Origin of the sequence: Sulfobacillus harzensis (assembly GCF_012933365.1) — a bacterium.
Taxonomy (GTDB): domain Bacteria; phylum Bacillota; class Sulfobacillia; order Sulfobacillales; family Sulfobacillaceae; genus Sulfobacillus_B; species Sulfobacillus_B harzensis.
Genome location: NZ_JABBVZ010000004.1, coordinates 31,576 through 57,291, shown reverse-complemented (window position 1 = coordinate 57,291; position 25,716 = coordinate 31,576). Strand labels below are relative to the sequence as shown.

26 protein-coding genes and 1 riboswitch are annotated in these 25,716 nt (G+C 59.2%); of the genes, 23 read left to right on the top strand and 3 right to left on the bottom strand.

Translation table 11 applies throughout. The annotated features are described in order from the left end of the window. The 14 genes from HIJ39_RS02060 to HIJ39_RS01995 all read left to right on the top strand — a co-directional run bounded on the left by HIJ39_RS02060 (window position 1) and on the right by HIJ39_RS01995 (window position 14,205). Complete coding sequence (locus HIJ39_RS02060) at window positions 1–1,662, top strand: DNA repair protein RecN (RefSeq protein ID WP_169096182.1); 1,662 nt, start codon at window positions 1–3, stop codon at window positions 1,660–1,662. Window positions 1,663–1,674: 12 nt separating this feature from the next. Beyond that, the gene (locus HIJ39_RS02055) at window positions 1,675–2,727 is read left to right on the top strand and encodes an MGDG synthase family glycosyltransferase (RefSeq protein WP_169096180.1); all 1,053 of its coding nucleotides are present in this window, start codon (window positions 1,675–1,677) and stop codon (window positions 2,725–2,727) included. A 145-nt stretch (window positions 2,728–2,872) separates the two neighbouring features. Beyond that, entirely contained in the window at window positions 2,873–4,141 is a 1,269-nt protein-coding gene (gene spoIVB / locus HIJ39_RS02050; protein WP_169096178.1) for a SpoIVB peptidase, read from the top strand. Between the two features lie 312 nt (window positions 4,142–4,453). After that, entirely contained in the window at window positions 4,454–5,236 is a 783-nt protein-coding gene (spo0A, locus tag HIJ39_RS02045) for a sporulation transcription factor Spo0A (protein ID WP_169096176.1), read from the top strand. 178 nt (window positions 5,237–5,414) lie between these two features. After that, window positions 5,415–6,500 (top strand): Glu/Leu/Phe/Val dehydrogenase, encoded by a 1,086-nt coding sequence (locus tag HIJ39_RS02040; protein ID WP_169096174.1) that lies wholly within the window; start codon window positions 5,415–5,417, stop codon window positions 6,498–6,500. Between the two features lie 97 nt (window positions 6,501–6,597). Continuing rightward, window positions 6,598–7,278 (top strand): hypothetical protein, encoded by a 681-nt coding sequence (locus HIJ39_RS02035; RefSeq protein ID WP_169096278.1) that lies wholly within the window; start codon window positions 6,598–6,600, stop codon window positions 7,276–7,278. Beyond that, window positions 7,278–7,601, top strand: coding sequence for an LSm family protein (locus tag HIJ39_RS02030; RefSeq protein ID WP_169096171.1), 324 nt, complete (start codon window positions 7,278–7,280; stop codon window positions 7,599–7,601). Before HIJ39_RS02035 ends, HIJ39_RS02030 begins: the two co-directional genes overlap by 1 nt. Before the next feature lie 157 nt (window positions 7,602–7,758). Beyond that, on the top strand, window positions 7,759–8,292 hold the full coding sequence (locus HIJ39_RS02025) for an NUDIX hydrolase (RefSeq protein WP_169096169.1): 534 nt from the start codon (window positions 7,759–7,761) through the stop codon (window positions 8,290–8,292). A 29-nt stretch (window positions 8,293–8,321) separates the two neighbouring features. Further along, window positions 8,322–8,951 carry a stage II sporulation protein M gene (gene spoIIM, locus HIJ39_RS02020; protein ID WP_169096167.1) on the top strand — a complete coding sequence of 210 codons (630 nt, stop codon included), beginning with the start codon at window positions 8,322–8,324 and terminating at the stop codon, window positions 8,949–8,951. A gap of 54 nt (window positions 8,952–9,005) precedes the next feature. Continuing rightward, the gene (gene galE, locus HIJ39_RS02015) at window positions 9,006–9,968 is read left to right on the top strand and encodes a UDP-glucose 4-epimerase GalE (protein ID WP_169096165.1); all 963 of its coding nucleotides are present in this window, start codon (window positions 9,006–9,008) and stop codon (window positions 9,966–9,968) included. Next, window positions 9,965–10,324 (top strand): DUF423 domain-containing protein, encoded by a 360-nt coding sequence (locus HIJ39_RS02010; RefSeq protein ID WP_169096163.1) that lies wholly within the window; start codon window positions 9,965–9,967, stop codon window positions 10,322–10,324. Before galE ends, HIJ39_RS02010 begins: the two co-directional genes overlap by 4 nt. A gap of 31 nt (window positions 10,325–10,355) precedes the next feature. Continuing rightward, window positions 10,356–11,120, top strand: coding sequence for a PIG-L deacetylase family protein (locus tag HIJ39_RS02005; RefSeq protein WP_169096161.1), 765 nt, complete (start codon window positions 10,356–10,358; stop codon window positions 11,118–11,120). Between the two features lie 68 nt (window positions 11,121–11,188). Then, a riboswitch (TPP riboswitch) is annotated at window positions 11,189–11,290 on the top strand. Between the two features lie 60 nt (window positions 11,291–11,350). Further along, window positions 11,351–11,920, top strand: coding sequence for an ECF transporter S component (locus HIJ39_RS02000; RefSeq protein WP_169096159.1), 570 nt, complete (start codon window positions 11,351–11,353; stop codon window positions 11,918–11,920). Next, window positions 11,920–14,205, top strand: a complete 2,286-nt coding sequence (locus HIJ39_RS01995) for an ATP-binding cassette domain-containing protein (protein ID WP_207711423.1) — start codon at window positions 11,920–11,922, stop codon at window positions 14,203–14,205. Before HIJ39_RS02000 ends, HIJ39_RS01995 begins: the two co-directional genes overlap by 1 nt. Here the strand turns inward: HIJ39_RS01995 and HIJ39_RS01990 are convergent. Continuing rightward, window positions 14,202–15,212, bottom strand: a complete 1,011-nt coding sequence (locus tag HIJ39_RS01990; protein ID WP_169096158.1) for an FAD-dependent oxidoreductase — start codon at window positions 15,210–15,212, stop codon at window positions 14,202–14,204. The two genes, HIJ39_RS01995 and HIJ39_RS01990, sit on opposite strands and share 4 nt — an antisense overlap. A gap of 156 nt (window positions 15,213–15,368) precedes the next feature. Here HIJ39_RS01990 and HIJ39_RS01985 point away from each other — a divergent pair, with 156 nt between their 5' ends. Genes HIJ39_RS01985 through HIJ39_RS01955 form a run of 7 tightly spaced genes read left to right on the top strand, consistent with a single transcriptional unit; the run spans window position 15,369 to window position 22,212 of the window. Continuing rightward, window positions 15,369–16,025 (top strand): GntR family transcriptional regulator, encoded by a 657-nt coding sequence (locus HIJ39_RS01985; protein WP_169096156.1) that lies wholly within the window; start codon window positions 15,369–15,371, stop codon window positions 16,023–16,025. Next, on the top strand, window positions 16,022–16,933 hold the full coding sequence (gene dapA, locus HIJ39_RS01980) for a 4-hydroxy-tetrahydrodipicolinate synthase (RefSeq protein WP_338055052.1): 912 nt from the start codon (window positions 16,022–16,024) through the stop codon (window positions 16,931–16,933). The genes HIJ39_RS01985 and dapA overlap by 4 nt, the downstream gene beginning before the upstream one ends. Beyond that, the gene (locus HIJ39_RS01975; protein WP_243239277.1) at window positions 16,930–17,685 is read left to right on the top strand and encodes a fumarylacetoacetate hydrolase family protein; all 756 of its coding nucleotides are present in this window, start codon (window positions 16,930–16,932) and stop codon (window positions 17,683–17,685) included. The genes dapA and HIJ39_RS01975 overlap by 4 nt, the downstream gene beginning before the upstream one ends. After that, window positions 17,682–19,202, top strand: coding sequence for a 5-carboxymethyl-2-hydroxymuconate semialdehyde dehydrogenase (gene hpaE, locus HIJ39_RS01970; protein ID WP_169096154.1), 1,521 nt, complete (start codon window positions 17,682–17,684; stop codon window positions 19,200–19,202). Before HIJ39_RS01975 ends, hpaE begins: the two co-directional genes overlap by 4 nt. Window positions 19,203–19,216: 14 nt before the next feature. After that, complete coding sequence (gene hpaB, locus HIJ39_RS01965) at window positions 19,217–20,692, top strand: 4-hydroxyphenylacetate 3-monooxygenase, oxygenase component (protein ID WP_169096152.1); 1,476 nt, start codon at window positions 19,217–19,219, stop codon at window positions 20,690–20,692. Continuing rightward, entirely contained in the window at window positions 20,689–21,678 is a 990-nt protein-coding gene (gene hpaD / locus HIJ39_RS01960) for a 3,4-dihydroxyphenylacetate 2,3-dioxygenase (protein ID WP_169096150.1), read from the top strand. Before hpaB ends, hpaD begins: the two co-directional genes overlap by 4 nt. A gap of 24 nt (window positions 21,679–21,702) precedes the next feature. Next, on the top strand, window positions 21,703–22,212 hold the full coding sequence (locus tag HIJ39_RS01955; protein ID WP_169096148.1) for a flavin reductase family protein: 510 nt from the start codon (window positions 21,703–21,705) through the stop codon (window positions 22,210–22,212). Here the strand turns inward: HIJ39_RS01955 and HIJ39_RS01950 are convergent. Next, window positions 22,209–23,057, bottom strand: coding sequence for a DMT family transporter (locus tag HIJ39_RS01950; protein WP_169096145.1), 849 nt, complete (start codon window positions 23,055–23,057; stop codon window positions 22,209–22,211). The genes HIJ39_RS01955 and HIJ39_RS01950 overlap by 4 nt on opposite strands. Window positions 23,058–23,191: 134 nt before the next feature. On the opposite strand from HIJ39_RS01950, the gene HIJ39_RS01945 reads away from it, so the two are divergent. Next, window positions 23,192–23,464: a GntR family transcriptional regulator gene (locus HIJ39_RS01945; protein ID WP_169096144.1), complete on the top strand. Its 273-nt coding sequence runs from the start codon at window positions 23,192–23,194 to the stop codon at window positions 23,462–23,464. 166 nt (window positions 23,465–23,630) lie between these two features. Further along, window positions 23,631–24,266, top strand: a complete 636-nt coding sequence (locus tag HIJ39_RS01940) for an ACT domain-containing protein (protein ID WP_169096142.1) — start codon at window positions 23,631–23,633, stop codon at window positions 24,264–24,266. Between the two features lie 83 nt (window positions 24,267–24,349). On the opposite strand, the gene HIJ39_RS01935 is transcribed toward HIJ39_RS01940, so the two are convergent. Further along, window positions 24,350–25,633, bottom strand: a complete 1,284-nt coding sequence (locus tag HIJ39_RS01935) for an O-acetylhomoserine aminocarboxypropyltransferase/cysteine synthase family protein (protein ID WP_207711422.1) — start codon at window positions 25,631–25,633, stop codon at window positions 24,350–24,352. Window positions 25,634–25,716: the final 83 nt, after the last annotated feature.

The window sequence follows — 25,716 nt, the reverse complement described above, 5'->3', positions numbered from 1 at the left end:
ATGCTCATAGAGCTCACAATCGAAAATTTTGCGCTCATTCGAAAGACGGTGGTGGCTCTGGGGTCGGGACTCAACGTGCTGAGCGGAGAATCGGGCGCCGGGAAGTCGCTGGTGCTAGAAAGTCTCGCGACCCTGTTCGGTGCCAGGCTGAGTTCCGATCGCATCGGCCCCTGGGCAGATCGGGTGCGGCTTCGCGCCGCCTTGGAACTGTCGCCGCAGGATGCCCGTTGGGTGCCGTTCGAAGCGTTGGGAGTGGCACCCGATAGTCTGATGGTGATCGAACGGGTGACCGACCGGGAGGGCCGTTCGCTCTACCGGGTCCAGGGACAGTTGGTTCCCGCTGCGACCGTGCGGGCGCTCGGCGATCAGGTGCTGAACTATGTCGGTCAGCACCAGGTGTTAAAGGCACAGGATCCGTTAGTGGTGCTGGATTGGGTGGACCGCTTTGGGCAGGTGGAGAATCTGCGGCAGGCCTTTGAGCAGGCCTTTGACGCCTGGCGGGATGCGGAGCAAGCCTTGGATGCGCTTAGGGCGAGCGCGGCCGATCTTGGGCAGATTGAGGACAAGCGCGCACTGTTGGCGGAATTGGAGGCGCTGAACATTCAGCCGCGTGAGGATGAGATGCTGCAGCGCGAACTCAGTCGGTTGCGGGCGGGGCGAAAACTGATGGAGTCCGGGCAGGCGCTGTATTCGCTGCTCGACGGTACGATCGGACAAGAGGGCCTTTTAGCCCAAATCGCCGAGGCCCGTCGTTTGGCGGATTTCTTGGTCAGCTACGATGAGGATTTGGGACCCATGGGTGAGGCCATGCTGAGTGTGGAGCGCTCGTTGTCCGAGGTGCGCCTGGATGTGGCGCGCTGGATGGATACGTTGGATCTGGACCCCGCCCGTTTGGAAGCGTTGGAATCACGGGCTGATGCCTTGAGTCGCATGAAACGGCGCTGGGGACCGGAGCTTGAGGATGTCCTCGCCTATCAGGAGGCGTTGTCCGAAGAAATTGCCCGACTCGATAACCTGGATTGGGAGATAAGCCAGGCGGAAAAACGGCAGCGGCAGGCGCGGCAGGTGTTGGACGACCGAGCTCAGGCTTTAAGTGCGGCGCGTCAGGCGGGGCTCAGTGCAGCCACCGAAAGAGTGACGGGGTTGATTCGGGAAATGGAGATGCCGCGTGGCGTGGTCGAGTTCCGACATCGAATCCAACAGATCTCCCGACGAGGGAAGGACCATGTGGAAATTTGGTTTTCCGCCAATGACGGACAAGCCTTAAAGCCGCTGGGCCGGGTAGCCTCGGGCGGCGAATTGGCGCGCGTGGCCCTAGCCTTGGCCGTGGTCGGCAGTGCCGGGGATAGGAGTCTTGTGTACATTTTTGATGAAGTGGACCAGGGGCTCGGGGGTACCTCGGCAGAACGAGTCGGCGCGCTGTTGGCGGAATTGGGGACTCAGGCCCAGGTGGTGGCCGTGACGCACCAGCCGGTTGTTGCGTCCCGGGCCGTGCACCATCTAGGAGTGCAAAAAATTGTCACCGAAGAGGGTACCGAGTCTCGTGTTCAGGAATTGCAAGGCGAAGAGCGCCAACGAGAAATTGCTCGCATGTTAAGTGGTTCAGCAGGGACGGCCGCCCTGCGCCATGCTGAAAGTTTGCTCAAGGACGGGCAGGGATGAGGTGGTCGCAACTTGCGGGTCGTCATAGCCAGTTTACCGATTGGCACGGGGCATGATATCGCGGCGCGAGCGTTGGCGGAATCGTTTGCCGCGCGGGGGGCGGAGGTTGAGTTCTCCCATCACCTGGTGGTCAAGGTCCGTATGGCCACGCGTCTTTACTTCTTTGGCATTCGCTTTCTTCCCGGGGTTTATGGAACATTGTTTCGCTTAGGCGACCGCCAGCGGCAGTTGTGGCAAAACCATCGCCGGAGCTGGCGTCAGGCGGGCCGCGAGGTGTTAGGGCCCGTGTACGATGCCTATCGGCCGGATGTGGTGGTGGCCACCCATCCTTTTGCCCTGTCAGCCTGGTCAGCCATTAAAGAAAGCCATCCCAATCTTAAGCTTGTCGGGGTGCTGACCGATTTGTCAGTGCATCAATTTTGGTATGAACCGACGGCCGATGGCTATGCCGTATGGATGCCCGAGCAGGTTCAGGATCTGGCCCGATGGGGCTACCCAACAAACAAGGTGTGGCAGACGGGCATTCCGATTCGGTCGTCATTCAGTTTTCCCAGTCCGTTGTTAGAGCAGCTGCGTCACGGGCCCATTGTTCTCCTCGGCGGGGGATTGGGCATGGGACCCTATGTGCGTATTTTGCGCTCCCTGGCGGAATTGCCCCATCCAGTGTTGGCCATTTGCGGCCACAACGAAAAACTGCGTTGGGCGCTCGACGAACATCGCTGGCCGGAACGGGTGCACATTGTTGGATATATTGAACATATGCCGTCGCTTTTAAAGCAAGCTCGACTGGTGGTGGGAAAGCCAGGGGGCGTGACAGCCGCTGAAGTGTGCCAATCGCAGGTGCCGTGGGTGTTGACCCACTGGATTGCCGGCCAGGAAGAAGCAAATCGAGACCGGTTGGTTATGCATGATTTGGCCGTTCGTGGCGACAATAACCTAAAGAAGGTAGTCACGGAGCTGATTGAAGAAGGGTCGCCGGCGCGGCAACAAATGATTGACAGCCAGCGCTTGTGGGCTCGTCCACGGGCGGCCGACCAATTGGCGGAGCAGGTATTTTCGCTGTAAATTTTTCGTGCCGAGGCAAAACACTGCGTCAATTGCCGCCGTTTAGGCCATTTTTAAAAAGAGTTCTTCCTCGCTTGACATCACCTCCCTCGGTTCCGCCCATCCTCTTTCGGACAGGTTAATACCGAGACGAGGAGGTGACCATATGAAGCGAGGACGAATTTCCCGAGCCTTGGGGATTGTGTTGGCCAGCGGCGTTGTGGCGCTGGGGACCAGCGCGCCTGCGCGGGCCCTGTTTAATTTTCCGGCTCATCTGGAAATCCCCCAAGGACAGGGCGTTCGGGTTTCCTGGAGCCGCTTTGTTCCGGTGGCGGTGGCCAGTGGCAACAGTCGGCCGGTAATGGTCGCCAACGCCTCACAAATTGACGTTGAAACGCCCAGTTCGGGCCACTATCTGCTGCATTTTCGCTTGTTTGGATGGCTTCCGTGGCGTGGAGTTCCCGTCGACGTGCCCAAGCCCGCCTACGTTGTGCCGGGCGGGGAATCGGTGGGAGTGCTGGTGCATACCCGAGGACTCATCGTGAATGGATTTTCCCCGGTCCGAACCCAGGGCCGTGTCGTTGACCCAGCGCAGGAGGCGGGTCTGGAGCGGGGCGATGTCATCGCCTCGGTGGACGCGCAACCCGCCAAGAGTGTGGCGTTCTTGGAGCAGCGGGTCAACCAAGATGGCATCCGCCATCAGCCGGTACGACTGCGGGTGGCGGGAGCGCGTAGCGAACGGGTACGGACGGTGATGCCGGTATGGTCGGAGCGCCTGCATCACTGGCAGATTGGGGTCACCCTGCAAGACCGCACCAGCGGGGTGGGGACATTGACCTTTTATAATCCCAAAACCCTGGCGTTTACGGCGCTCGGGCACAGCATGACCGATGGATTGACCCGGCGGCCGGTGGGCGTTCAGGCGGGAAGGGCGATGGGAGCCGATATTGTCGGCGTGGTTCCGGCTGCGGATAACCATCCGGGGCAGAAGGTCGGGGTGTTGGCGGGACCGGCCAACGTTTCCGGAAGCGTGGATGCCAACGGAACCCTGGGCATCGTCGGGCGGCTTGACCACCAGCCGCTTTGGGGACCCCACCGTGCTCTGCCGCTGGCGCTGCCCGACCAGGTGCATCCGGGCCCCGCGACCATCATCACGGTTTTGCGCGGGCAAATTCCTGAGCGCTATCATATTGAGATTTTGAAGACGGCTGCGCAATCCCAGCCCGATACCAAAGGGCTTCTGTTTCGTGTTACCGATCCCGGGTTATTGCATAAAACCGGGGGTGTGGTCCAGGGGATGAGTGGAAGCCCCATCATCCAGAATGGTCGGGTGGTGGGGGCTGTGACCCATGTCCTCATTAGCCGGCCAGCCTTGGGCTTCGGTTGCTACGCGTATTGGATGGAGCGACAATCTGCGTATCAGCATCCGTCATAGGGGGGCCGCATTCGCGGCCCTTTCTTTTCGACAGCAGAAGGGTTTTTGCTCTCTTAAAGCGAAATCGTTCGTCAAATTCTTCTATTCCGCCGAAACAGACACGATTGGGCAAAACGGGCGAACGTGGTGGAAGCCGCGGGCTTAGGGCCGCTTGGGTCATTTTGCGCGTGGGATGAAATTGTCGAAGCGTGTCGTATACCGACAAGAAATTGCTGGCAAGGGGATTGCGCTTGCGGCAGGAAATCAAGAAGAATCGGAGAAGAATGTAACGACAAGCGAAATGCCAAATATTTACGGCAGGGGGCTACAACATTGGCGATTAAGGTCTTGATTGCTGACGACAACCGCGAATTTTGTGAGCTGTTGAAGGAGGCCGTGCGGCAGGAAGAGGGATTGGAGGTCATGGGGGCCGCCAATCACGGCATGGAGGTGCTCGACTTTCTCAGCCGTCAAACACCCGACGTTATTGTTCTGGATATCATCATGCCCCATCTCGACGGTATCGGCGTACTGGAGCGGATGAACCAAATGGACTGGGACAAACGCCCTAAGGTTGTGGTGTTGACAGCATTCGGGCAGGAGACCATGACCCAGAAAGCTCTTGAACTGGGCGCGGATTATTATATTTTGAAGCCCTTCAACTTGAAGGTGCTAGCGTCCCGCATCAAGCAACTGGCGGGGGCGCCGCAAGCGGAACGAAAGCCATCGTTGCCCACCGGCAAACTGGCGTTGGTGCCGGTGAAGCATTTAGATGTCGAAGTCACCAACATGATTCATGAAATCGGTATTCCGGCCCACATCAAGGGCTATCTCTATCTTCGCGAGGCGATCTTGATGGTCATCAACCGTGTCGATTTGTTAAGTGGAGTGACCAAAGAGCTCTATCCCTCCATCGCGGCAAAGTACAAGACCACGCCGAGTCGGGTGGAGCGCGCGATTCGCCATGCAATCGAGGTCGCTTGGTCACGGGGCAATGTCGACGTCATTAACGGGATTTTCGGCCACACGGTTAACCGGGATCGCGGCAAGCCGACCAACTCTGAGTTTATCGCCATGGTAGCCGACAAGCTCAGGATGCAGATGAAAGCCAGCTAGCCAGCAGCCTACCGCCCTTCGGGGCGGTTTTCTTTGTGTCGGGGAGTGTAGACCGGATTCGCGCATATACTATCCAGCGGTTTACGATCACGGATGGTTGTGCCATGATGTGTGAGGGATTTTTGGGTTCTATCTCGAGAGAAAGGGAGTGACTCCGCCTGTAGGGGCGGGACGGTTCATGAACATATTTGACGAGATGGAGAAATACGGGCACGAGGAATTGGTATTTTGGTACGACAAGACCACCGGTCTCAAGGCGATTGTGGGCATCCACGACACCACCTTGGGTCCTGCACTCGGTGGCTGCCGCATGTGGCCGTATCAAAAAGAGGATGACGCCATTACCGACGTTCTCCGGCTTTCTCGGGGAATGACTTATAAAAATGCTGCGATGGGCTTAGATTTGGGCGGCGGAAAATCAGTGATCTGGGCTGACTCCCGAACCGACAAGAACGAGGCTCTTTTGCGTGCCTTCGGCCGGCTCATTGAGAGCTTGGGCGGGCGCTACATTACGGCAGAAGATGTCGGCATCAGCGCAGACGACATGGCCGTTGTGGCGCGGGAAACGCGTTTCGTGGGCGGCCTCAAAGAGACCAGCGGGGACCCCTCGCCAGCCACGGCGCTTGGGGTACTGGAAGGGATGAAGGCGGCCTGCCAAATGGTTTACGGATCCACAAGCCTTCAAGGAAAGCGGGTAGCCTTGCAAGGGTTGGGGCATGTGGGCATGTTGCTGGCCGGGATGCTCCGTGACGAAGGCGCCCAGTTGACGGTAACCGACATACATCCGGAGGAAACCCGGGCCAAGGCCGAGAGCCTGGGCGCCGCCTGGGTCGAACCCGAGGAGATTTACGGCGTGGAGGCCGACATTTTTGCTCCCTGCGCGTTAGGCGCTATTTTGAATGATGACACTATTCCCCAGTTGAAAGTCCGCATTGTGGCCGGGTCGGCCAACAATCAACTCAAGGAACCTCGTCACGGGCTGGAGTTGATGCGCCGGAACATCGTATATGTTCCCGACTACGTCATTAACGGCGGCGGCGTGGTCAATGTGGCTGATGAGTTTCAACCCGGCGGATATCACGCTGATCGCGCCTATGCGCGAGTCCGGCAAATTGGTCGGCAGGTGGGAGAGATTTTGGATCGGGCCCAAGAGGAGAAAATCCCCAGCCAAGATGCGGCCGATCGTCTGGCGGAGACGCGCATCCACACGTTGGGGCGGGTTCAGACTACCTATGTTCCCCACGGTCGGCGTCGGCGCCGCTAGTTCGCACGGGGTCGAAAAAGGAAAAGCACGGGAGGGTGCCGAAGTACTTCGGTATCCTCTTGGTGTATTAGGGACTGGAGCGAATGGATTGGACGAAATGAATCAGGTCAGCGTCGAGGACATGGAGCATCTCATCTGTCAGTTGCCGACGGTGCTGAAGTGTGCGGTGTCGGTCAACGATTGGGGAGCCGTTGAAGAGATTCATGTCTTGACAAGCTTAGAGCGCACGCCTAAGCAAATTGTTCGTGACGTCGAAAGCGCACTGCTGGCGGAATGGAACTTGCGGGTCGACCATAAGCGGATTTCCGTGGCCCAGATTACCACCGACGAAGCGTCACCGGGCCGGGAGGTTGTGGGGCCTCCTCGCCTGCGCATTCGCGAATATCATCTGGAAGCCGATGCCTTAAAGCAAGAGGCTTATACTCGGGTGACCTTCTATTGGGGTGAGGACGAAGCGCAGCAAGTGACCGGCGAGTGGCGCGGGCGGTGTTTGCCCAGTCAATTTTCGGAAGTGGTGGCGCTGGCGGCCGTCGACGCGGTTAATCGCCTTCCCGGGCTCGACGGGCCCATCGTGCTCAGCGAAATGCGGACGGTTACGCTAGCCAACCGGCCGGTGATGCTGGTGGCGCTCGCCCAGTACGATCGTCGACGCCGCCATGTGCTCCTGATTGGGACCGCGGAGGCCCATTCGGACAATCAGGGGGCCACTGTGCGGGCCGTCCTGGACGCGGTCAATCGGCGGGTCGGCAACGTGCTCCGTGAAGGGGGGATGGAGTAATGAGTCGACGTGTCGATATTCCGCCACGCGATACCTCAGCGCCGGTCCGAATCCCGGGCGCGAAGCCAACCGGGACGAAGAAACCGTCCGGAGTGTTCAGCGAAAGGCATTCACTCGCGCAAGAACCCCTCTATCAGCAGTGGGTCGATGCCGAGGTGCTGCTGCGTTTCGTGTTTTCGGATGGCAGCGCGCTGGAGGGACTGCTCAGAGCCTATGATACCTACGCTTTGCAGGTGGAGACCGAACAGGGGCTGATGCTGGTCTATAAGCAGTCGCTTAGATGGATTGCCCCCCGTGACGGACAAACCTCAGATAATCTTTGAGCGTTAAAGCGAGTGGCCAACTCTTCATCCATTCCCGGAGTTCGGCCGCTCTTCCCATCTTCACGAAACCGTATGGTGGCCGCATTGATTTGCCTCCTCATTGCGCATATCCTAGCCTTGTCTTCGCTAGTCTATGCTTGGATGAGGAGGCCTAAACATGGAAACGCCCCGTGGCGATTCGACTCGCGTCTTTGAAGGACGGGTGCTTAGTGTTCGCGTGGATCCGGTGCTGGCGAAGTCGGGTCCCACCACCCGGGAAGTGGTGGAGCGGCCGGAGGCTGTGGCGATAGTGGCGGAAACACCCCAGGGCGAGTTGGTGGTGGTCCGGCAGTTTCGCTGGGCGGTCGGCAAAACGCTCTGGGAATTGCCAGCGGGACTGGTGGATGCCGGGGAGGAGCCCTTGGCCGCCGCTCAGCGGGAGCTCGCTGAGGAGACGGGATGGACGGCTCAGCATTGGCAGCCGGTGTGTGCGTATTTTCCAAGCCCCGGGTATAGTACGGAGCGTATCCACCTCTTTTATGCCAGCGGGTTGACACCGGGGGAGGCGCACGGCGACCCCGACGAAGAAATTTCGGTGGCGCTATGGGACTTGAATCGCGTTCGTCAAGGGCTTTCCGATGGCTCGGTGGAGAACGGCATTCTGTGGCTAGGATGCCTCTGGTGGCTTTCCCGGTCTAGTTTGTCCGGATAACGCATATCCTCCCCTAGAGGAGGTGCGTCATGATTACTGCGCCCGGAAACCGCATCCAGCAGCACTTCGGACGCTATACGCCCCAGCTCTACATCGCGCTCGCCACTCTTTTAGTGGGGATACTGTTCGGAGTGTTGGCGGTGGGCACGTTGTCCATGGCCGACAAGTTGTCACTCCTCGGATACCTTCGCCGCTTCCTCAACCTAGAGGCTCAAGCGCCCACCTATCATCACATTTTTCGCCAAGCTCTGGCCGACAATCTGAAGGTGCTCGGTCTACTCTATTTGTTGGGCGTTTCGGTCGCTGGTATGCCCCTGGTGATGGTGATTGTGTTTTTCCGTGGCTTCGTGCTGGGCTTTGCCTCCGCATTTTTAGTGACCGCGATGCAGTGGCAAGGAGCGGGGGTGGGACTGGCTACCATCGGTTTGACCAATATCTTTGTTCTTCCCGCATTGGTGATTGCGGCATCGGTGGCCTTGGGCTTCTCGTGGGATTTAATTTCCCCGAAAAGACGGCAAGAGGGCGTAGAATTAGCACGAGGTTTTGCCTTCTTTACCGGACTGGTGGTGGTGATGGCCGCGGTCACGCTGGTGGGAACCGCACTGGAAAGCTATGCCTCGCCCTTTCTGTTGCACTTTTTGAGCAATTGGGGCGTGTGAGATTGAATTGTGTGGCCGCACGCCTTCTGCTAAGGTAGCAGAGAGGTGAGGGACGTGCATCGCGGGATAAGTGTCGTAACCGGCGGGCTGGGTTATATCGGTCAGTCCATTGCCCGTGAGATTAGCGCGCGCGGGGGGCGGCCGGTCATCATCGACCGACGGGCCATCAGGCCGCAAGTGCAAGGCATTCCCGTGATTCAGGGGGATATCCGCGACCCGGAAGTATGGCGCCAGTTCCAGGGCCAGGACGTTCGCGCCATTTTTCACTGCGCGGGATTGATTCAAGTCGGCGAGTCGGTGATGGAACCGGCCCGCTATTTCGACGACAACATCGTGGCGGGTTTAGGTATGCTGAATCATCTGCGAGATTTTTTGGGCTCGGTGCCCATCATTTTTTCTTCCTCGGCAGCCGTGTATGGTACGCCGGAAAAAGCCCCGATAGGGGAGGAAGCTCCGCTTCGGCCCGAGAGCCCCTATGGGGTCACCAAGAAGCAATTCGAGGAAATATTAGCCGCCTATCATGCGGCTTATGGCCTTCCCTACGTGGCACTTCGGTATTTCAATGCCGCCGGTACGGATGGGGTGGTGCGGGAAAATCACGATCCCGAAACGCATTTACTCCCCCGTGTGGCCCGTTTTCTAGCGACGGGGGAGCCGCCGGTGATTTATGGCGACGACTATCCCACCCGGGATGGCACGGCGGTGCGCGACTACATTCACATTGTGGATTTGGTGTCGGCTCATTTGGCCGCCTTGGAGTACTTGGCGGAAGGGGGCGAGCCGACCGTCATCAATCTGGGTTCCGGCCGCGGGATGTCGGTTGGGGAGATGGTGCAGGCGTTTCGTGCCGTGGTTGAAGACATGCCCGAGCCCCGCGTGGTGGGACGTCGGGCGGGCGATCCTCCTGTGCTGGTGGCCTCCATCGCCAAGGCCCAGAGGCTCTTGGCTTGGCGTCCCCAGCATTCTGACCCCGAACGGCTGGTACGGGAGGCGTGGCAGGGAGCGCTAAGTCGATGAGAGGGCTAGAGGCGATTGGCGCGCTGATGGCGTTTTTGGCCGTCGGGCTGGGAGCCTTTGGCGCCCATGCGCTAGCGAGTCGGGTTCCCGCTGAGCGGTTGAAGTCGTTTCAGACCGGGGTGCAGTACCATCTCGTGCATGCCGTGGGTATGCTGGTGGCGGCCCTTTTGGCCGAGCGGCTGGCCAGTGCTGCGACGGCCGGGTGGCTCTTTTTCGTCGGGATTTTGCTCTTTTCCGGGAGTCTCTATCTGCTGGTTTGGCAGCGGATGCCGCGCGCCATTGGGGTTTTGACCCCGTTGGGGGGGCTTGCATTCTTGAGCGGCTGGGCGTGGCTTGTGGTGTCCGCCTGGCGGTAGACGAGGCGAATATGAGGGAGGTTCAAGAAGAATGACATCGGAACAAATTCGCGCGCTGCTCAACTTGCCGGATATGCTGGATGTGCCGTCGGCGCTGGTAGTCGAACCGCATCCTGACGATAACGAAGTGGGAGCGGGCGGCACCATCAAAAAGCTGACGGAACGAGGCTGTCATGTCGTCTATTTCACAGCCACGGATGGACGGGCCGGATCGGAGGATCCCAGCGTCACGGCCGAGGATATGGTTCGGATTCGCATGGCGGAACGCCAACAGGCTTCGGCCATTCTTGGCGTGGAGGGCAGCTACAATCTCGGGTTTGAAGATGGGGGCAGTTGGAGTGAACGGGATCTGATGCTGACGTTGGTGCCCATATTGCGCCAGTTTCGCCCGGCGCTGGTGATGACAGTCGACCCGTGGGCGCCGTACGAGAGTCACCCGGATCACGTCAAGACGGGGCGGGCTGTCGCAGCGGCGTTGATTTATGCCAAGAACGGGGTGGTGTTGAAAGGGCAGGGGGACCCCTATGAGGTGCCGCAAATTGCCTTTTACGGGTCGGCATGGCCCAATGTGTTTGTCGATGTTACCGAGACTTGGGAGAGCAAATTAGCGGCCTTACAGGCCCATCGCTCCCAGTTTGACACACCACTGTGGCCCATGCTGTCGGCATACTTCGGCGCCGAAGCGGAGCAGCTCTACCATGAACAGATTGATGCCAACCGCCCGGGAAAGGCCGAGGCCTTCAAGTTGCTCGCCAGCATGCAGATGCACTTCTTTCCGGAGGCGATGCGGAGCTAAGGTTTACCGATCGCGAAAGCGGTGGTACTATAATCGGGATTGTAGAAATTTAGAGGCTTGACTACCATCTGTGGCGCTAGGGGTGCCCTTGGGGCTGAGAAACGCAAAGTCGTTAACCCTTAGAACTCGACCTGGATAATGCCAGCGGGAGAAAGTGCCGAATTCGACACCCCATTCTCTTGTGCTGGCCGGCCAGGGGATGGGTTTTTCTGTTAAGGAGGCCGGTCATTATGCAGTGGAAAACGCGCGATATTGTCTTGACTGCCGTATTTTCTGCCATTTGCGGCGCCATTTATCTAGGTTGGGACTTCTTGTTTAAGGCAGTGCCGATTGCCAATCCCGTCGCTGCCGCCGGTTTTAACGGATTGTGGTGGATTGCCGGAGGCATCGTCCCCTTCATTATTCGCCGTCCGGGCGCTGCGCTGCTGGCTGAAGCCATCGGCGGCTTCATGGAATTTGCACTGGGAAGCCCGTATGGCATTCAAGCCTTTACCATCGGGATAGCGCAAGGGCTGGGCATTGAATTGGGGTTTCTCTTGGGGGGGTACCGACGCTGGAACCTGAGCTGGCTGTTGCTGGCGACAGCGCTCGGCGGCATTGGGAACTACATCTACTCCTACTTCTATTATGGTGTGAATCAATACACGCCCGGCGTCCAAGTGGGCTACCTGGTGGTGACCATGGTGAGCGGCGCCGTGCTGGCCGGATTGTTGTCTTATGTTGTGGGACGGGGACTCAAGCGGACTGGTGTGCTGCAAAACTTTCCCATCAGCCGTGAGCCGGAGCGCCGGGCATCCTGATGCTGTTGCCACCGGAAAAGGCGACGGGAGCCGGGACCGACACAGAGCTTTTGGCGTTCGAAGACGTGTCGGTGTCCTTTGGCGATCGCCAAGTACTTAAGGGGATTCACGGGGACGTGAAGCGTGGGCAGGCGCTGTTGGTTGTGGGACCAAGCGGCTGTGGCAAATCCACCTGGGCCTTGTTGGCTGCGGGACTCATCCCGGGGACCGTGGAAGCACACGTGGAGGGACGGGTGTGGCGACACCCGTCCTTGGCGCGGCCGGGTGCCATCGGATACGTGTTTCAAGACCCAGAGTCGCAATTTTGCCAGATTCGGGTGGGCGAGGAAATCGCCTTCGGATTGGAAAACATGGGAGTGGACCCGGTGCTGATGGATGCCCGCATCCAAGCGGCACTGAACGATGCGGGACTCGACGCCGATCGAGAAATGGAACATCATACGCTCTCCGGAGGCAATAAGCAGAAGCTGGCATTGGCGGCCGCGTTGGCACTGCATCCGGAAATGCTCATTTTGGATGAGCCGACGGCGAATCTCGATCCCGCAGCCACGGCGGCAGTTTTTGACCAAATCGAGCGGTTAATCGATGAGGGAACCACCGTGGTGGTCATTGAGCACAAGTTTGGAGAACTTGTAGAGCGGATTCCCACCATGTTGCTGTTTAATCGCGATGGAACCATCCACCGGGTGGGACCGACAGCGGCCGTCATGGCCGAGGAACGGGCCTGGTTTATTGACCAAGGCCTCATTGAAGCGGATGCGGTCAAGCAGCCGGTGTCCTCTGCGGCCGTTTCCAACGGAACCTCGGCGATTGAACTGGTGGGGGTGGCCGCACGGTATCACCGCCGCGCGCCGTGGGTGCTGGAGGATTTGTCGTTGACGGTGCAGCCGGGTGAATTGGTGGCGCTGGTTGGACCCAATGGGGCGGGCAAGTCAACCGTCTTGAAGGTCATGGCGGGATTGATGAAGCCCCAATCGGGGATCGTTCGCCGCCCGCCGTCGGCGCAGACGGGTTTCGGATTTCAGAACCCGGAACACCAATTTATCTTTGAGCGGGTAGTCGACGAGTTGGCGAATCGCTACGTGGAGGGATCGGTACCCGCCGATGTCCAAACGTTATTGGACGAATTTCACCTGTCGGGCCATGAGCACGAAAGTCCCTACAGTCTGAGCCAAGGGCAGAAGCGCCGATTGTCGGTGGCGGTCATGGTGCAGCGGCCGCGCCGCCTGTATTGTTTGGACGAACCCACCTTTGGCCAGGATGCCCGCACCCGCCGGATTATCATGGAGCGGTTGGAGGAGCGCCGGGTTCACGGGGCGGCGGTGGTTATTTCTACCCACGACATGGATCTCGTCCGCCGTTATGCGACGCGCGTGGTCGCTATTTCTGCGGGCCGCGTCATTTTTGACGGGGCGCCACAGGCGCTGATGCAAAACCTGGACGTGCTGCGAGCCGCGCGGCTCGCCCCGGGACAGGAATCTCAGCCTGAGGCGGTCCATCCGGAGCGGCCGGCGGTATTCGCAGCTTGGACTGGGCGCACCCGATCCAGCCTCTTGGGCCGTCTCAATCCTGCCTGGAAGTTGGTTGCGGTCTTTATTGCCGTGGGTCTCGGGGCTTCGGCGGGAACCCTCCGCCAAGCCATTCCGCTCGCCGTCTTGCCGGTGGCGTTGATGCTTTTCTTCTCCGGTCTCGGTGTCGTTGGGACGGCTCGCCGAATCTTGCCATTCGCGATCTTTTTCGCCATCTATGTCTGGATGATGACCGCCTATGCGGCCGTGGGGCCTAACACCTCGGTGGTCCACGTGCTGTGGTACCGCCTCTCGTTTCCGGGCTTCATGAAAGGGCTGGTTTTGGGAACGCGCATGCTGGCGGCGGTGGCTTTTGGCATTCTGTTTGTCTCCACGGTCGACTTGGTCGACTTGGTCAAGAGTCTGTCGCGGCAGTTTCGGGTGCCGCCTAAGTTTTCCTATGGAACGCTGGCGGGGCTGAGCTTCTTTCCCCAATTCCGCGAAGAGTGGCAGAAGCTTAGGCTGGCCCGGCGCGTTCGCGGGAAGGATGCGCGCTTCTCATTCATCCGTGTTGTTACCTATGCTCTGCCGCTTCTCAGCGATGCCGTGCGCCTCTCCGAACGGGTGGCCATCGCTATGGAAGCCCGGGGATTTGTCGGCCGCGTCACCGAGGCGTCTGACGCCCGCAGTTACTATCGGGCGTCGCCATCCGGTTGGCGCGACGCCCTGTTTCTTGTCGTCGTGGTGGGACTGACTGCGGCGGCGTTATGGCACTAAACCTTGGGAATGTTTTTGAGGTTGGTGCTATGGGGCAGATGGCCGCGCTTGGACGGATCCAAATACGTTCGGATGTGGTTGATGGCGATGCCAATCTCGCCAAAGCCGGTGGCGATGAGCTTCACTTTGCCTGGATATTGGGCCACATCGCCGGCGGCATAGACGCCTGGGAAGTTGGTGGCCATGGACGACGGGTCGACGCGAATGGTGTTGCCGTCCAGATCCAAGCCCCAGGTTTTCACGGGACCCAGCGAGGGGAGAAAACCAAGGCCGCCCACGACATCGTCCATTTCCCAACGCTCTTCTGCGCCGCTTTGCGACTCTTTCACCGTGACCGCCTCGATTGCGTCCTGTCCTTCGACGGAAACCAGCTCATACGGCGTTTTCACGCTGATGACGGGCGACTCATAGATTAAGCGGATGCTTTCCTCTTGACCGCGAAATTGCGTACGGCGATGAATCAAGGTCACATGCTGCGCCCTCGGGGCAATAGCCAGGGTCCAATCCAGCGCCGTGTCGCCGCCGCCGACGACCAGCACCCGACGTCCCCGAAAATGGTCTAAAGGAGGCATAAGGTAATAGACGCCATGGTCTTCAAAGCGATCGGCTCCTTGGGCAGGCAGCTTGCGGGGAATGAACGCCCCAATTCCGACCGTGACCAGAATGGCCCGAGCCCAAAACGTGTTGTTGCCGGTCGTCACCTGATAGACGAGGGGACCGTCCGGCTGCTCCTCTGCGGCAATCGATTGCACCGACTCGCCCAGCACAAAATGAGGCGAGAAATGATCCGCCTGTTCAATCAGCCGCAGTGCCAGATCCTTGCCCGTAATGCCATAGAATCCCGCGACATCATAGATGGGCTTCTCGGGGTAGAGAGCATACAACTGACCGCCTAATTCCGGCAAGCTTTCAATGACCGTGCAGCTCATGCCATGCAGCTTAGCCATGGTGGCTGCAAACAATCCCACCGGACCTCCACCAATGACAATGATATCTGTTGCCTCCACGCCATTCCCTCCGTTCGTATTCCTATGATAGCAAACCGCCGTCGCTTCACAACACGCGCGAAGGACACAGAATACCAACATAAAACACAATGGATTGAATATTATATCGTATCTGATATAAAATCAAGTCAGATGGAAAAAAATAGCGAGGCGCCTATGTCGAAGACTGAGCAAGTGTATCAAATTCTTCAGCATCGAATTATGGGCGGGCACTACAGTCCTGGCTTTCGTCTAGTAATTGACAGCTTGGCTCGGGACCTGGGGGTGAGCACCATGCCCGTGCGGGAGGCCATCCGCCGATTGGAGGCGGAAGGTTTAGTCCGTTATCAACCCAATGTAGGCGCCGAGGTGGCCGGGCTGGATGGCCGCCATTTTCATGACATGCAGGAGGTCTTGGCGAAGCTGGAAGGTTGGATTTGGGAGATTTGCGGCCCCCTGGCGGCGACGGAAGAGATTGGCCGCCTCAGCACCTTGGCCAACGGGATGCAGACAGCCCTGGACGGCCGCCGGCTTGAGGACTTCGTAGTGCTCGAAGGGCAGTTTCACGACATTTTCCATCAGCGGTCGCCGAACCGCTACTTGGCCGAGTTGGCCAACCGCGGCTGGACGCGGCTGGAGCCCTTGCGATTGGCCTTGTACGTTCAGGCACCGGATATGGCCATTCAGGCGCTGCACTACTATTACCAACTCGTGCAGTCTCTCAAGGAAAAGGCACCGCCCAAGGTGCTGGGACAACTGGTGGAGGAGAGCCATCAGCAGCTGCTGGTGGTGTTGAGGAGGCAGGTAGGAGATAGGAAGGAGGCCCAACCGTGACCATTCAGGAGCGCCTTCGGGGTTCCATCGTTCCCATGGTGACCCCTTTTACGGACGACAATCAAGTGGATCACGACACGCTGGCACGACTGATTGACTGGCAGATTGCGGAGGGAAGCCATGCGATTTCGGTGACTGGCACCACCGGTGAGCCCAGCTCGCTGTCGTTGGCCGAGCGCCGGGCGGTAATGGAAACTGCCATCCGCACGGCGGCAGGGCGCGTCCCGGTGGTTCCCGCGACCGGAAGCACCAACATTGATGAAACGGTGTACCTTACCAAAGAGGCGGAGAAGCTGGGAGCCGATGCGGTACTGGTCATCGTCCCCTATTACAATCGGCCCAGCCAGCAAGGTTTGTTCCAGTACTTCACCACCGTGGCGCGAACCGTGAATTTGCCCGTGGTTGTCTACAACATTCCTGGACGCACCGCGACCAACATCGAACCTCAAACCTTGAAGCGCATTCGTCAACACGCCGACAATGTCATCGGAATTAAGGAGTCCAACCGGGACTTTGAGCAGGTCACCCGAGTCCTTTCCCTGTTGGGACGGGACTTTTTAGTGTACTCGGGCATTGAGTCCCTGTGTTTTCCCATGCTGGCTGTGGGCGGCGCAGGACACATCAGCGCCACCGCCAACCTTCTGCCCAAAGCGGTCGCCGACCTGTACAATCTTACCGCCAAGGGCCGCTGGGAAGAAGCGCGGGAGCTGCATTACCGGCTCTTCCCCTTGAATGACGTGCTCTTTATTGAAACCAACCCGGGTCCCTTAAAAGCAGCCATGGCAATGACCGGGCAGATTCGACCTCATTTAAGGCTGCCTCTAGTGGTGCCCTCTGATGAGCACCAGGCCAAGATTCACGAGGTGCTGCAGAGCTATGGACTCTTACAACCCGGGAGGTTGGGATGATGCGCTGGGTTCGGTTTTTGGTTGACGGTCAGGAGTGGGAAGGGCAATGGGTGGAAGGACAAATTGTCACCCAAAGCGGGCCCGTGTTTGCGGACAGTCAGGTCAAATGGCTGCCGCCGGTCAATCCCTCGAAAATCATCGGCCTTGCCTTGAACTATCGCAATCACGCGGCCGAATTGGGACTTGAGGAACCTCCTGAGCCAGCCTTATTCTTTAAGCCCCCCTCAGCCCTGATTGGACACCGCCAGGCGATTGTGTATCCAACGGGCGCCAGCTACTGCCACTATGAGACCGAAGTGGCGGTGGTGATGGGCCGCCGTTGCCGGCGGATCAAGGCCAATGAGGCGTTGGACTATGTGCGCGGCTACACCATTGCCAACGACTTTACCTGCCGCGACTTCATCCGCAACACCTTTCGTCCCCCGGTGCGGGCCAAAGGATTTGACACCTTCTGTCCACTGGGCCCGGCGATCGTCAGTCGGGAAATGATTGACAATCCGGACAATCTGGAGATTGTTACCCGTGTCAATGGCACGGTGCGGCAGACCGGCAACACGCGCCAGCTCATGATGTCCATTCCGGAAATCATTGCCTATCTGGCCTCGTTCATGACCTTGGAACCCGGCGACGTGATTCTGACGGGAACCCCCGAGGGCATTTCGCCGGTAGAGCCCGGCGATGTGATTGTGTCGGAGATCGAGGGGTTGGGGGCTTTGCACAATCCGGTGGTGGCGGAAGGAGGGGGGCAATGAGACGGCAGGAAGCGAAACATCTGGTGCCCCAATGGGTGCCTCACTATATTGGCGGGACCTTCGACCCAGCCGGCGAGGGGACTTCCTTTGCCGACCTGGACCCCCACGACAACCAGCCCCTCGCCCGGGTCGCCCGCGGCGGACCAAGCGAAATTGATCGGGCGGTGAACCAAGCGGTGGAAGCCTACCACCGCCATTGGCGGCCGCTGCCGCCCCGCGAGCGGGCGCGCCTGCTTCAGCGCTGGGCCGAGGAGGTGGTTCGGCACAAACAGGAGCTGGCCCAGTTGGAGACGCTGGACACCGGCATTCCCCTTCGCCAAACCTTGAGCCAGGTGGACCGCGCCGCGGACAATTTCCGGTTTTTCGCGGAAATGGCCACCCGTATGACGGGCGAGACCTACCCCAATCCTCCCCATTTCTTCAACTACGCTATCCGCCAGCCCATTGGGGTGGCTGGCCTCATTACCCCGTGGAACACCCCCTTGATGCTGGAAACATGGAAAATAGCGCCTGCGTTGGCCGCGGGCAATACCGTTGTGCTCAAACCGGCGGAATGGGCCCCGTTAACGGCCTGGAAGCTGGCTGAGTTGTCCCAAGAAGCGGATCTGCCCCCAGGGGTGTTCAATGTGGTGCACGGATTGGGAGAGGAGGCCGGGGCGGCTTTGGTGAGTCACCCGCAGGTGCCTCTAATCTCCTTTACGGGCGAGACGCTGACGGGACAGGAGATTATGCGGAACGGGTCCCAGCAATTGAAACGGTTCTCGATGGAACTCGGCGGCAAGTCGCCGGTGATGGTGTTCTCCGATGCGGATATGGAGCGGGCGCTCAATGCCGTGATGTTTGGCATGTTTACCTTGAACGGCGAGCGCTGCACGGCCGGATCGCGGGTGTTGGTCGATCAGGTGATAGCGGCCGAATTTACCGGCGCTCTGACACGTCGGGTTTCGGCCGTGGCGGTGGGGGACCCCTTTGACACCGCCACGGAATTGGGACCGCTGATCCATCCGGACCATTGGAACCGCGTGCAAAGTTATCTGGATTTGGCCCCCAAGGAAGGCTTTGCCGTGGAGGTGGGCGGGGCGCGTCCCGGCCATCTGGACGCGGGCAATTATCTCCAAGCGACCCTCCTGACCCAGGTCACAGCGGACATGCGGGTCGCGCGGGAAGAGATATTTGGCCCGGTATTGGTGGTAATCCCTTTTCGGGACGAGCAGGAGGCCATCGCAATCGCCAATCAGGTCCGGTACGGGTTGGCCGCCTATGTCTGGACCCGCGATCAAGCCCGTGCGACACGGGTGGCGGAGCAAGTCGAGTCCGGAATGGTCTGGATTAACTCCCAAAACGTTCGGGATTTGAGAACGCCGTTTGGTGGCAGCAAGTGGAGCGGGATTGGCCGGGAGGGCGGACACTTCAGCTTTGACTTCTATACCGAGTGGAAAACCGTTCACGTGGCTCAGGGGACCCATGCCATTCCCGTGGTAGGGCGGGTCGGAGAAGCCGCGGACAATGCGGATTAAAAAGGAGGAGACTCATGGGAATTCGGACTGGCGAACAATATTTGAACGAGTTGAATCAGCAGCCGCGCGATTTATGGATTGACGGCGCCAAGGTGGAAGGGCCTGTGACCGAACATCCGGCTTTTCGCAACATCACACAGTCGGTGGCAGCCCTCTATGACATGCAGCACGATCCGGCGTTGGGTAGTCAGATGACTTATCGGTCGCCGTCTACGGGCGATTTGGTGGGGCTCTCGTTCATGCAGCCCCATACCCGCGAGGATTTGGCCAAGCGTCGGCAGATGATGATGCAGTGGGCGCGTTATTCGCACGGCATGATGGGGCGGTCTCCCGACTACCTGAATTCCGAGCTGATGGCCATTGCCAGCGCCAAAGAGTTCCTGGCTGGGCGCGACCCGCGCTTTGGAGAGAACATACAGCGCTATTACGAGTACGTGCGTGAAAATGATTTGTGTCTGACCCATACGCTCATTCTCCCCCAGGTCAACCGCAGCCTCTCGGCCGCCAAGCAGCAGGATCCTTTTCTGGCAGCCCGCGTGGTGGAAAAGCGGGACGACGGGGTTGTAATTCGGGGAGCCCGCATGTTGGCCACGCTGCCTGTGGCGGATGAAATATTGGTGTTCCCCTCCACCGTCATTCGCAACACGGAAGAGGATCGGCCGTATGCCTTCGCCTTCGCATTGCCCTTGTCGACGCCCGGATTGCGACTAATCTGCCGGGAGAGCTTCGACTATGGACGCTCGCACTTCGATCACCCCTTGGGATCGCGCTTTGAGGAGATGGACGCCGTCGTGGTGTTCGACGACGTGCTGGTTCCCTGGGAGCGGATTTTCATTTTGGAGGATGGCGAGGCCTGCAACCAACTCTATCAAGAGACCGACGCCACCGTGCACATGACCCATCAGGTGATTTGCAAAAACATCGCCAAAGCCGAGTTTGTGCTTGGAGTGGCCGGTCTCATTGTCGACACCATTGGGATTGAGCAGTTTCAGCACGTCCAGGAGAAAATGGCCGAGATTATCACCGCCTTGGAGACCATGAAGGCGTTCGTGGTTGCCAGTGAGGCGCAAGCGCAATTGAACCGCTATGGGGTCATGACGCCGGCCTGGACGCCCCTCAACGTAGCGCGCAACACCTTTCCCAAGATGTACCCGAGGCTGGTGGAGATTATCCAGCAACTATCAGCCAGTGGCCTCATGGCCATTCCCAGCGAGAAGGACTTTGGGAGCGCCATTAAAGAGGACGTGGAGCGCTTCTTCCAAGCGCGCAACACCGATGCCATGACCCGCACCAAATTGTTTCGATTGGCATGGGACATCGCCATTTCAGCCTTCGGATCGCGCCAAGTTTTGTATGAGCGCTTCTTTTTCGGGGACCCGGTGCGCATGGCGGGCGCTCTCTATATGACCTACGACAAGGAGCCGGCCAAGGAGGAGGTGCGCCGGTTTCTAGGACAGTCTCAGAGTGCTGGAAAGGAGGCCGTTTCATGAGCTTTCAGGTGGTGCGCACCAGCCACGCGGAATATTTCGTGACCGATCTGAGCCGGGCTCGGGCGTTTTACGTGGACACCTTGGGTTTTGTCCTGACCTCGGAAGATGAAGAGCATCTCTATCTCCGCGGGCTTGAGGATCGGGTGCACCATAATTTGGTACTGACGCTGGCGGATCACGCGGGCGCCGGCCATGTGGGATTTCGGGTGGCCTCGCCCGCCGATCTGGACGAACTGGAGACGCTGGCTCAACACCAGGGCCTATTTCATCAACGCGTCCGGGACAACACCGAATTCGGAGTGGGCGACGCGCTCCGCGTCCAGGATCCCTTTGGTTTTCCGATTGAGTTCTTCTACGAGACGCGGGCGGTTCCTTGGATGCTGCAGGCCTATGACGCCTATCACGGGGCGGCGGTGATGCGTCTTGACCACGTGAACTACCTCACGCCCGACATTGGGGCGTGTGCCGCCTGGTATCAGGAAAAGCTCCAGTTTCAACTTAGTGAATATACTGTCAGTGTGGAAAATGGGCGCGACCGATTATGGGGGGCATGGCTTCGCCGAAAGCAAACCTCGCATGACTTGGCCATCGCCAATGGAGCGGGCCCGCGTTTTCATCACGCCTCCTTTATTGCGGAATCCCAAGCCACTTTGCTTCGGGTGGCGGACATTCTGGCGGCCAAAGGGGCGGTGAACCATATCGAGCGCGGCCCGGGACGCCATGGGACGACCAACGCCTTCTTTTTATATCTACGGGATCCGGACGGCAATCGCATCGAGTTATTTACCGGCGACTACCTGGCGGTGGAACCCGACTGGCAGCCGGTGCGTTGGGACCTCAACGATCCGCGTCGGGCCACATTTTGGGGGGCAGAGGCGCCCAGCCGCTGGTTTAACGAGGCCATGAACGTGTACCACTGGGACACGGGTGAGGCCATGGCGGTTCGGGCCGCTACGCTGCCCGACCGTCCAGACAGCGTCGATTGAGATCATTGAAGGGAGGGACGCCGCTTGCAGCGGGAATTTCGCGATGCGTGCGGACAGTTTGCGACCGGGGTGATGGTGTTGATGGCGGAGGACGGCGGGATGACAATCAACGCCTTCATGTCGCTCTCGCTCGACCCGCTGCTGGTGGCGGTGTCCATACACCAAAAAAGCTATCTGGCATCCCGTCTTGTGCAAACGGGTGCCGCCTTTACGCTAAGCGTGCTAGCATCCGATCAAGAGCCATTGGCTCGCTTTTATAGCAAGCCCCGTCTGACGCGAGGCGCCAGCACTCCCGGGGCGGTGTATGGGCGCGAGGACCGACCGGCCGTCATCGAGGGAGCCTGCGCTTGGTTCTGGTGTCAGACCGTCCAGGCTCCGCAAACCGGGGATCATTGGCTCATCGTTGCCCGTGTTGAGGATTTGGTGAGCCGCCCAGGGCGCTCACCGCTGGTCTTTCATCGGGGCCGATTCTGGGATGGCGTGGGCGCGCACGATGAGACCTGGCTCGAACATCTCCTGCTGTTGGAGCGCTAAGCGGAACCCCAGGCACCCCAGGCGATGCCGGCCAAGATGAGAAAGATGCCGGTCCAAATCGGCCACCCGGCCGATTCCCGAAAGAAAAGCGAGGACAGGGCAACCGCGACGGGCAGTTCGGAGGAGGCCAACACCGCCGTCAGCGTCGGTCCTAAGCGGGGCGCGCTGAGATATGTGAGTATGAGGGGGAGGGCTTGTCCGGCTACACCGATGGCGCTGGCCCAGATGATGAGGGAGAGAGGATGGGGGAATCCCATCGTCCAGGGACGATAGGCGGCGACCACGACCAGTGCGCCGGCGGCCGTGCTGAAGCGAGCGCTGTGCCAAATGGAGACGCTGGGCGCGAGGCGGCCTTGCATGAAGAGCATCAGGGCGTAGGCCAGAGCCGAGATGAGCCCGAGAATAATCCCCATGCCGTCTAGACGAAAACTTCTCAGTGTCAAGAGAGTGCCTAGCCAGACGGCGCCAATGGCGCCCCATTGCATCCATGTCGGCTTGACGCCGGTGAGAGCCCGGCCGATGAGGGGTAGCATCCAGGCAAACTGGAAGAGCAGCATGACGGCCTGGGCGGCCGGCAAAAGGCGGACCGTTTGGTAATAAGCTAGAGCGGTGGCCCCGCCCAAGGCGCCCACGACGGCTGCATTGACCCATTGGCCGGGAGGCGGCAACGATTTGGTCCGCGTGGGTACTAAAAAGAAGATGAGGAGTGGCAGCCCATATTGCCATGGCGTAAAGAGACGCACGGGAATGCCGGCCAATACCGCCCCTTTGGCCAGCGGAGTCACCAGCCCATAGGATGCGCCAGCAAGCGCCATCACCAAAACCGAAAGCCACCGGGACTGCATGACCGCCTCCTTTGACTCCTCCAGAATATCAGTCTCAACAGCGGTTGGACCAATTTGAGGGGGCAATGATTTCCCCCGCGTTTTCGCGTATAATAACAAAGCTAAGATCTTTCTTTTTTTAGGAGGCAGGGTCAATGTACTCGCCGCTGGCTAACCGGCTTGACTTGCTCGTTCAGCGCTACCGGGAGGCGATTGTCAAAAAGCGCCTCACGCCCGGGACGGTGCTGTCGGCCGAGTCTGAAGCCAAGGTGCTGAACGTGCCGGCCTCATTGGTGCGCAATGCGTTTCGGCACTTGGCCAATATGGGCTTGGTAGAGTTGTCCGCAGGCGGACAGGCTACCGTCAAGGCCAACAATATTCTGTCGTTGCAATCGCTGGAATTTACGCTGACGAGACGTCGAGCATAACATTCTCTCATGATTTCGTCCGGGGCGTTGTATGACGCTTCGGACTTTTGTTATTGGCCTCCGACATGTAAGGTGAGGCGGTGACCACGATGGAATTTTATTGTCTGGCAGGAAATATCAACAACTGGCTCGAATCTTTGCACAAATCTATGATAGGGGGTTCCCCATGTTCGTTGAGTCGATCGCGTATCGCAACGCCGAAGTCCAAGCATCTGTGAGCCTCTCCGAGGTTCTACAGCGCTTAAAGGAGTATCCGGCGTTAATGGTGTTGGACGGCCGGGACATTGTTGGCGGCATTACCCGTGGCCGACTCTTTGGGCTTTTCGCCGATTACTGGATGAATGACGGGTCGCCATCCAAGGACATCTTGCCCAATCCGGTCGGACACTACGCAGCGTCGGTTCCTGTCATGGAGCATGGCGCCTCGGTGGAAGAGGCGATCGATCAGTTGGTTCAAGGAGCCCCCTTGGTCATTGTGCGCGATCGCCGCAACGAGCCATATGGCATCATTTCCTGGCTGGAAGTGAATCAGTATCTTCGGGAGATTACGGGCCTCAACGACCAGGACTCGGTCCGTTTCTCCTTGGCGCTCTTGGATATCCCGGGGCAATTGGCGCGGGTGGCTGAGGTGGTGGGCCGTTCGGGCGCCAACATCACAGCCCTCACGGTTTCCGACCCCAAGGTGTTGAACTGGGTGCATGTCACCTTGCGTGTGGATAAGGGGCACGCGGAGATTGCCCGTCGAGCGCTGAACAGGGCGGGCATCGACATTATTTCGGAGTCCCACCCCGCCTCGCGTTAAGCGTTTCGCAGGCTAATCTGGATCTCTTGCTTATACGGAACAGATGGAAAAAGAGCTCCCCGTGAGGAGAGCTCTTTTTGGGTTTAGCGGCGTTCCAGAGCTTGCTCCAGGTCCTCCCACAAATCGTCGGGGTGTTCCAACCCGACCGACAGTCGGATGAGATCGCCCGCCGCACCGGCCAATACTTTTTCTTCGTCGCTCAACTGCTGGTGGGTGGTGGAGGCGGGATGAATGGCCATGGACCGTGCATCCCCGACATTGGCGACGATCAGCCATAGGCTTAGCCGGTTCATGACCTCAAGCGCTTGGGCGTGCCCGCCTTTTACGCCGAAATTGAGCATGGCGCCATAGAGACCGTCCGACAGGTATTTTTGTGCGACGTCATACGCCGGGTCATCGGGAAGGCCGGGATAGTTCACCCAGGCAACCTCAGGATGTTGACTCAGCCGCTCGGCCAGGGTGCGGGCGTTGTCGCACTGTCGGCGGATGCGCACCGGCAACGTTTCGACCCCTTGCAAGATGTAGTAGGCATTGGTCGGTGAGATCGCCGCGCCCGTGTCCCGCAGCACTTTAACACGAAGACGGGTAATGTAGGCGGCCTCGCCTAAGCTCGCAAACACCAGCCCGTGGTAGCTGCCGTCGGGGTTCTGATAGTAGGGGAAGCGGGCGGAATTGTAGTCGAAGCGTCCCGCATCTACCACAATGCCCCCCATGGCATTGCCGTGCCCCCCAATCCACTTGGTTAGGGAATGGATCACGATGTCGGCCCCGTGTTCGATGGGGCGCTCCAAATAGGGGGTGGCAAAGGTATTGTCGACAATCAGGGGAACGCCGTGGCGATGGGCCAGGTCTGCCCAGGCCCGAATGTCCGCGACATTGAGGCGGGGATTGCCGATGGACTCGATAAACACGGCCCGCGTCCGGTCGGTGAACGCACTATCGCCCTCGGCTAACTGGTCATCGGCCACAAAGCGAACCGAGATGCCGTAGTCCTGCAAGGTGGAGGTGAAGAGCGTCCAGGTGCCGCCATACAACGACGTGGATGCGACGATTTCGTCTCCGGCGCGGGCGAGGTTTAAAATGGCTCCGGTAATGGCGGCCATGCCGCTCGAAAAGGCTACTGCCCCGACGCCCCCCTCCAACAGGGCCAGCCGCTGTTCGAGGACATCGGTTGTGGGGTTCATAATCCGCGTGTAGATGTTGCCCGGCTCCTCCAAATTAAACAGGCGGGCCGCATGGCCGGTATCGTCAAATCGGTAGCCCACCGTTTGGTAAATGGGAACGGAAATGGCATGACTGGCTGGATCGCCACCGTATCCGCCATGAACGGCGAGGGTGTCAGGGCGCCAATGCTTGGTTTCACTCATGATTCAATTCCTCCTAATGTGGTCTATCTGAGAGAGGAGGGGGGCTTTTCAAGATACAAAAAAGCCGACCTCTTAGGCCGGCG

Bases quoted from the DNA above. Each gene is read 5' to 3' on its own strand.
- spoIVB (WP_169096178.1), top strand. From the start codon at position 2,873: ATGAAGCGAGGACGAATTTCCCGAGCCTTGGGGATTGTGTTGGCCAGC.
- HIJ39_RS02010 (WP_169096163.1), top strand. From the start codon at position 9,965: ATGAGAGGGCTAGAGGCGATTGGCGCGCTGATGGCGTTTTTGGCCGTC.
- hpaD (WP_169096150.1), top strand. From the start codon at position 20,689: ATGAGCTTTCAGGTGGTGCGCACCAGCCACGCGGAATATTTCGTGACC.
- hpaE (WP_169096154.1), top strand. From the start codon at position 17,682: ATGAGACGGCAGGAAGCGAAACATCTGGTGCCCCAATGGGTGCCTCAC.
- HIJ39_RS01995 (WP_207711423.1), top strand. From the start codon at position 11,920: ATGCTGTTGCCACCGGAAAAGGCGACGGGAGCCGGGACCGACACAGAG.
- HIJ39_RS02025 (WP_169096169.1), top strand. From the start codon at position 7,759: ATGGAAACGCCCCGTGGCGATTCGACTCGCGTCTTTGAAGGACGGGTG.
- HIJ39_RS02000 (WP_169096159.1), top strand. From the start codon at position 11,351: ATGCAGTGGAAAACGCGCGATATTGTCTTGACTGCCGTATTTTCTGCC.
- HIJ39_RS02060 (WP_169096182.1), top strand. From the start codon at position 1: ATGCTCATAGAGCTCACAATCGAAAATTTTGCGCTCATTCGAAAGACG.
- HIJ39_RS02005 (WP_169096161.1), top strand. From the start codon at position 10,356: ATGACATCGGAACAAATTCGCGCGCTGCTCAACTTGCCGGATATGCTG.
- HIJ39_RS01975 (WP_243239277.1), top strand. From the start codon at position 16,930: ATGATGCGCTGGGTTCGGTTTTTGGTTGACGGTCAGGAGTGGGAAGGG.
- HIJ39_RS01950 (WP_169096145.1), bottom strand. From the start codon at position 23,057: ATGCAGTCCCGGTGGCTTTCGGTTTTGGTGATGGCGCTTGCTGGCGCA.
- HIJ39_RS02030 (WP_169096171.1), top strand. From the start codon at position 7,278: ATGAGTCGACGTGTCGATATTCCGCCACGCGATACCTCAGCGCCGGTC.
- HIJ39_RS02040 (WP_169096174.1), top strand. From the start codon at position 5,415: ATGAACATATTTGACGAGATGGAGAAATACGGGCACGAGGAATTGGTA.
- HIJ39_RS01945 (WP_169096144.1), top strand. From the start codon at position 23,192: ATGTACTCGCCGCTGGCTAACCGGCTTGACTTGCTCGTTCAGCGCTAC.
- hpaB (WP_169096152.1), top strand. From the start codon at position 19,217: ATGGGAATTCGGACTGGCGAACAATATTTGAACGAGTTGAATCAGCAG.
- HIJ39_RS01940 (WP_169096142.1), top strand. From the start codon at position 23,631: ATGTTCGTTGAGTCGATCGCGTATCGCAACGCCGAAGTCCAAGCATCT.
- spoIIM (WP_169096167.1), top strand. From the start codon at position 8,322: ATGATTACTGCGCCCGGAAACCGCATCCAGCAGCACTTCGGACGCTAT.
- HIJ39_RS02035 (WP_169096278.1), top strand. From the start codon at position 6,598: ATGAATCAGGTCAGCGTCGAGGACATGGAGCATCTCATCTGTCAGTTG.
- HIJ39_RS01935 (WP_207711422.1), bottom strand. From the start codon at position 25,633: ATGAGTGAAACCAAGCATTGGCGCCCTGACACCCTCGCCGTTCATGGC.
- HIJ39_RS01985 (WP_169096156.1), top strand. From the start codon at position 15,369: ATGTCGAAGACTGAGCAAGTGTATCAAATTCTTCAGCATCGAATTATG.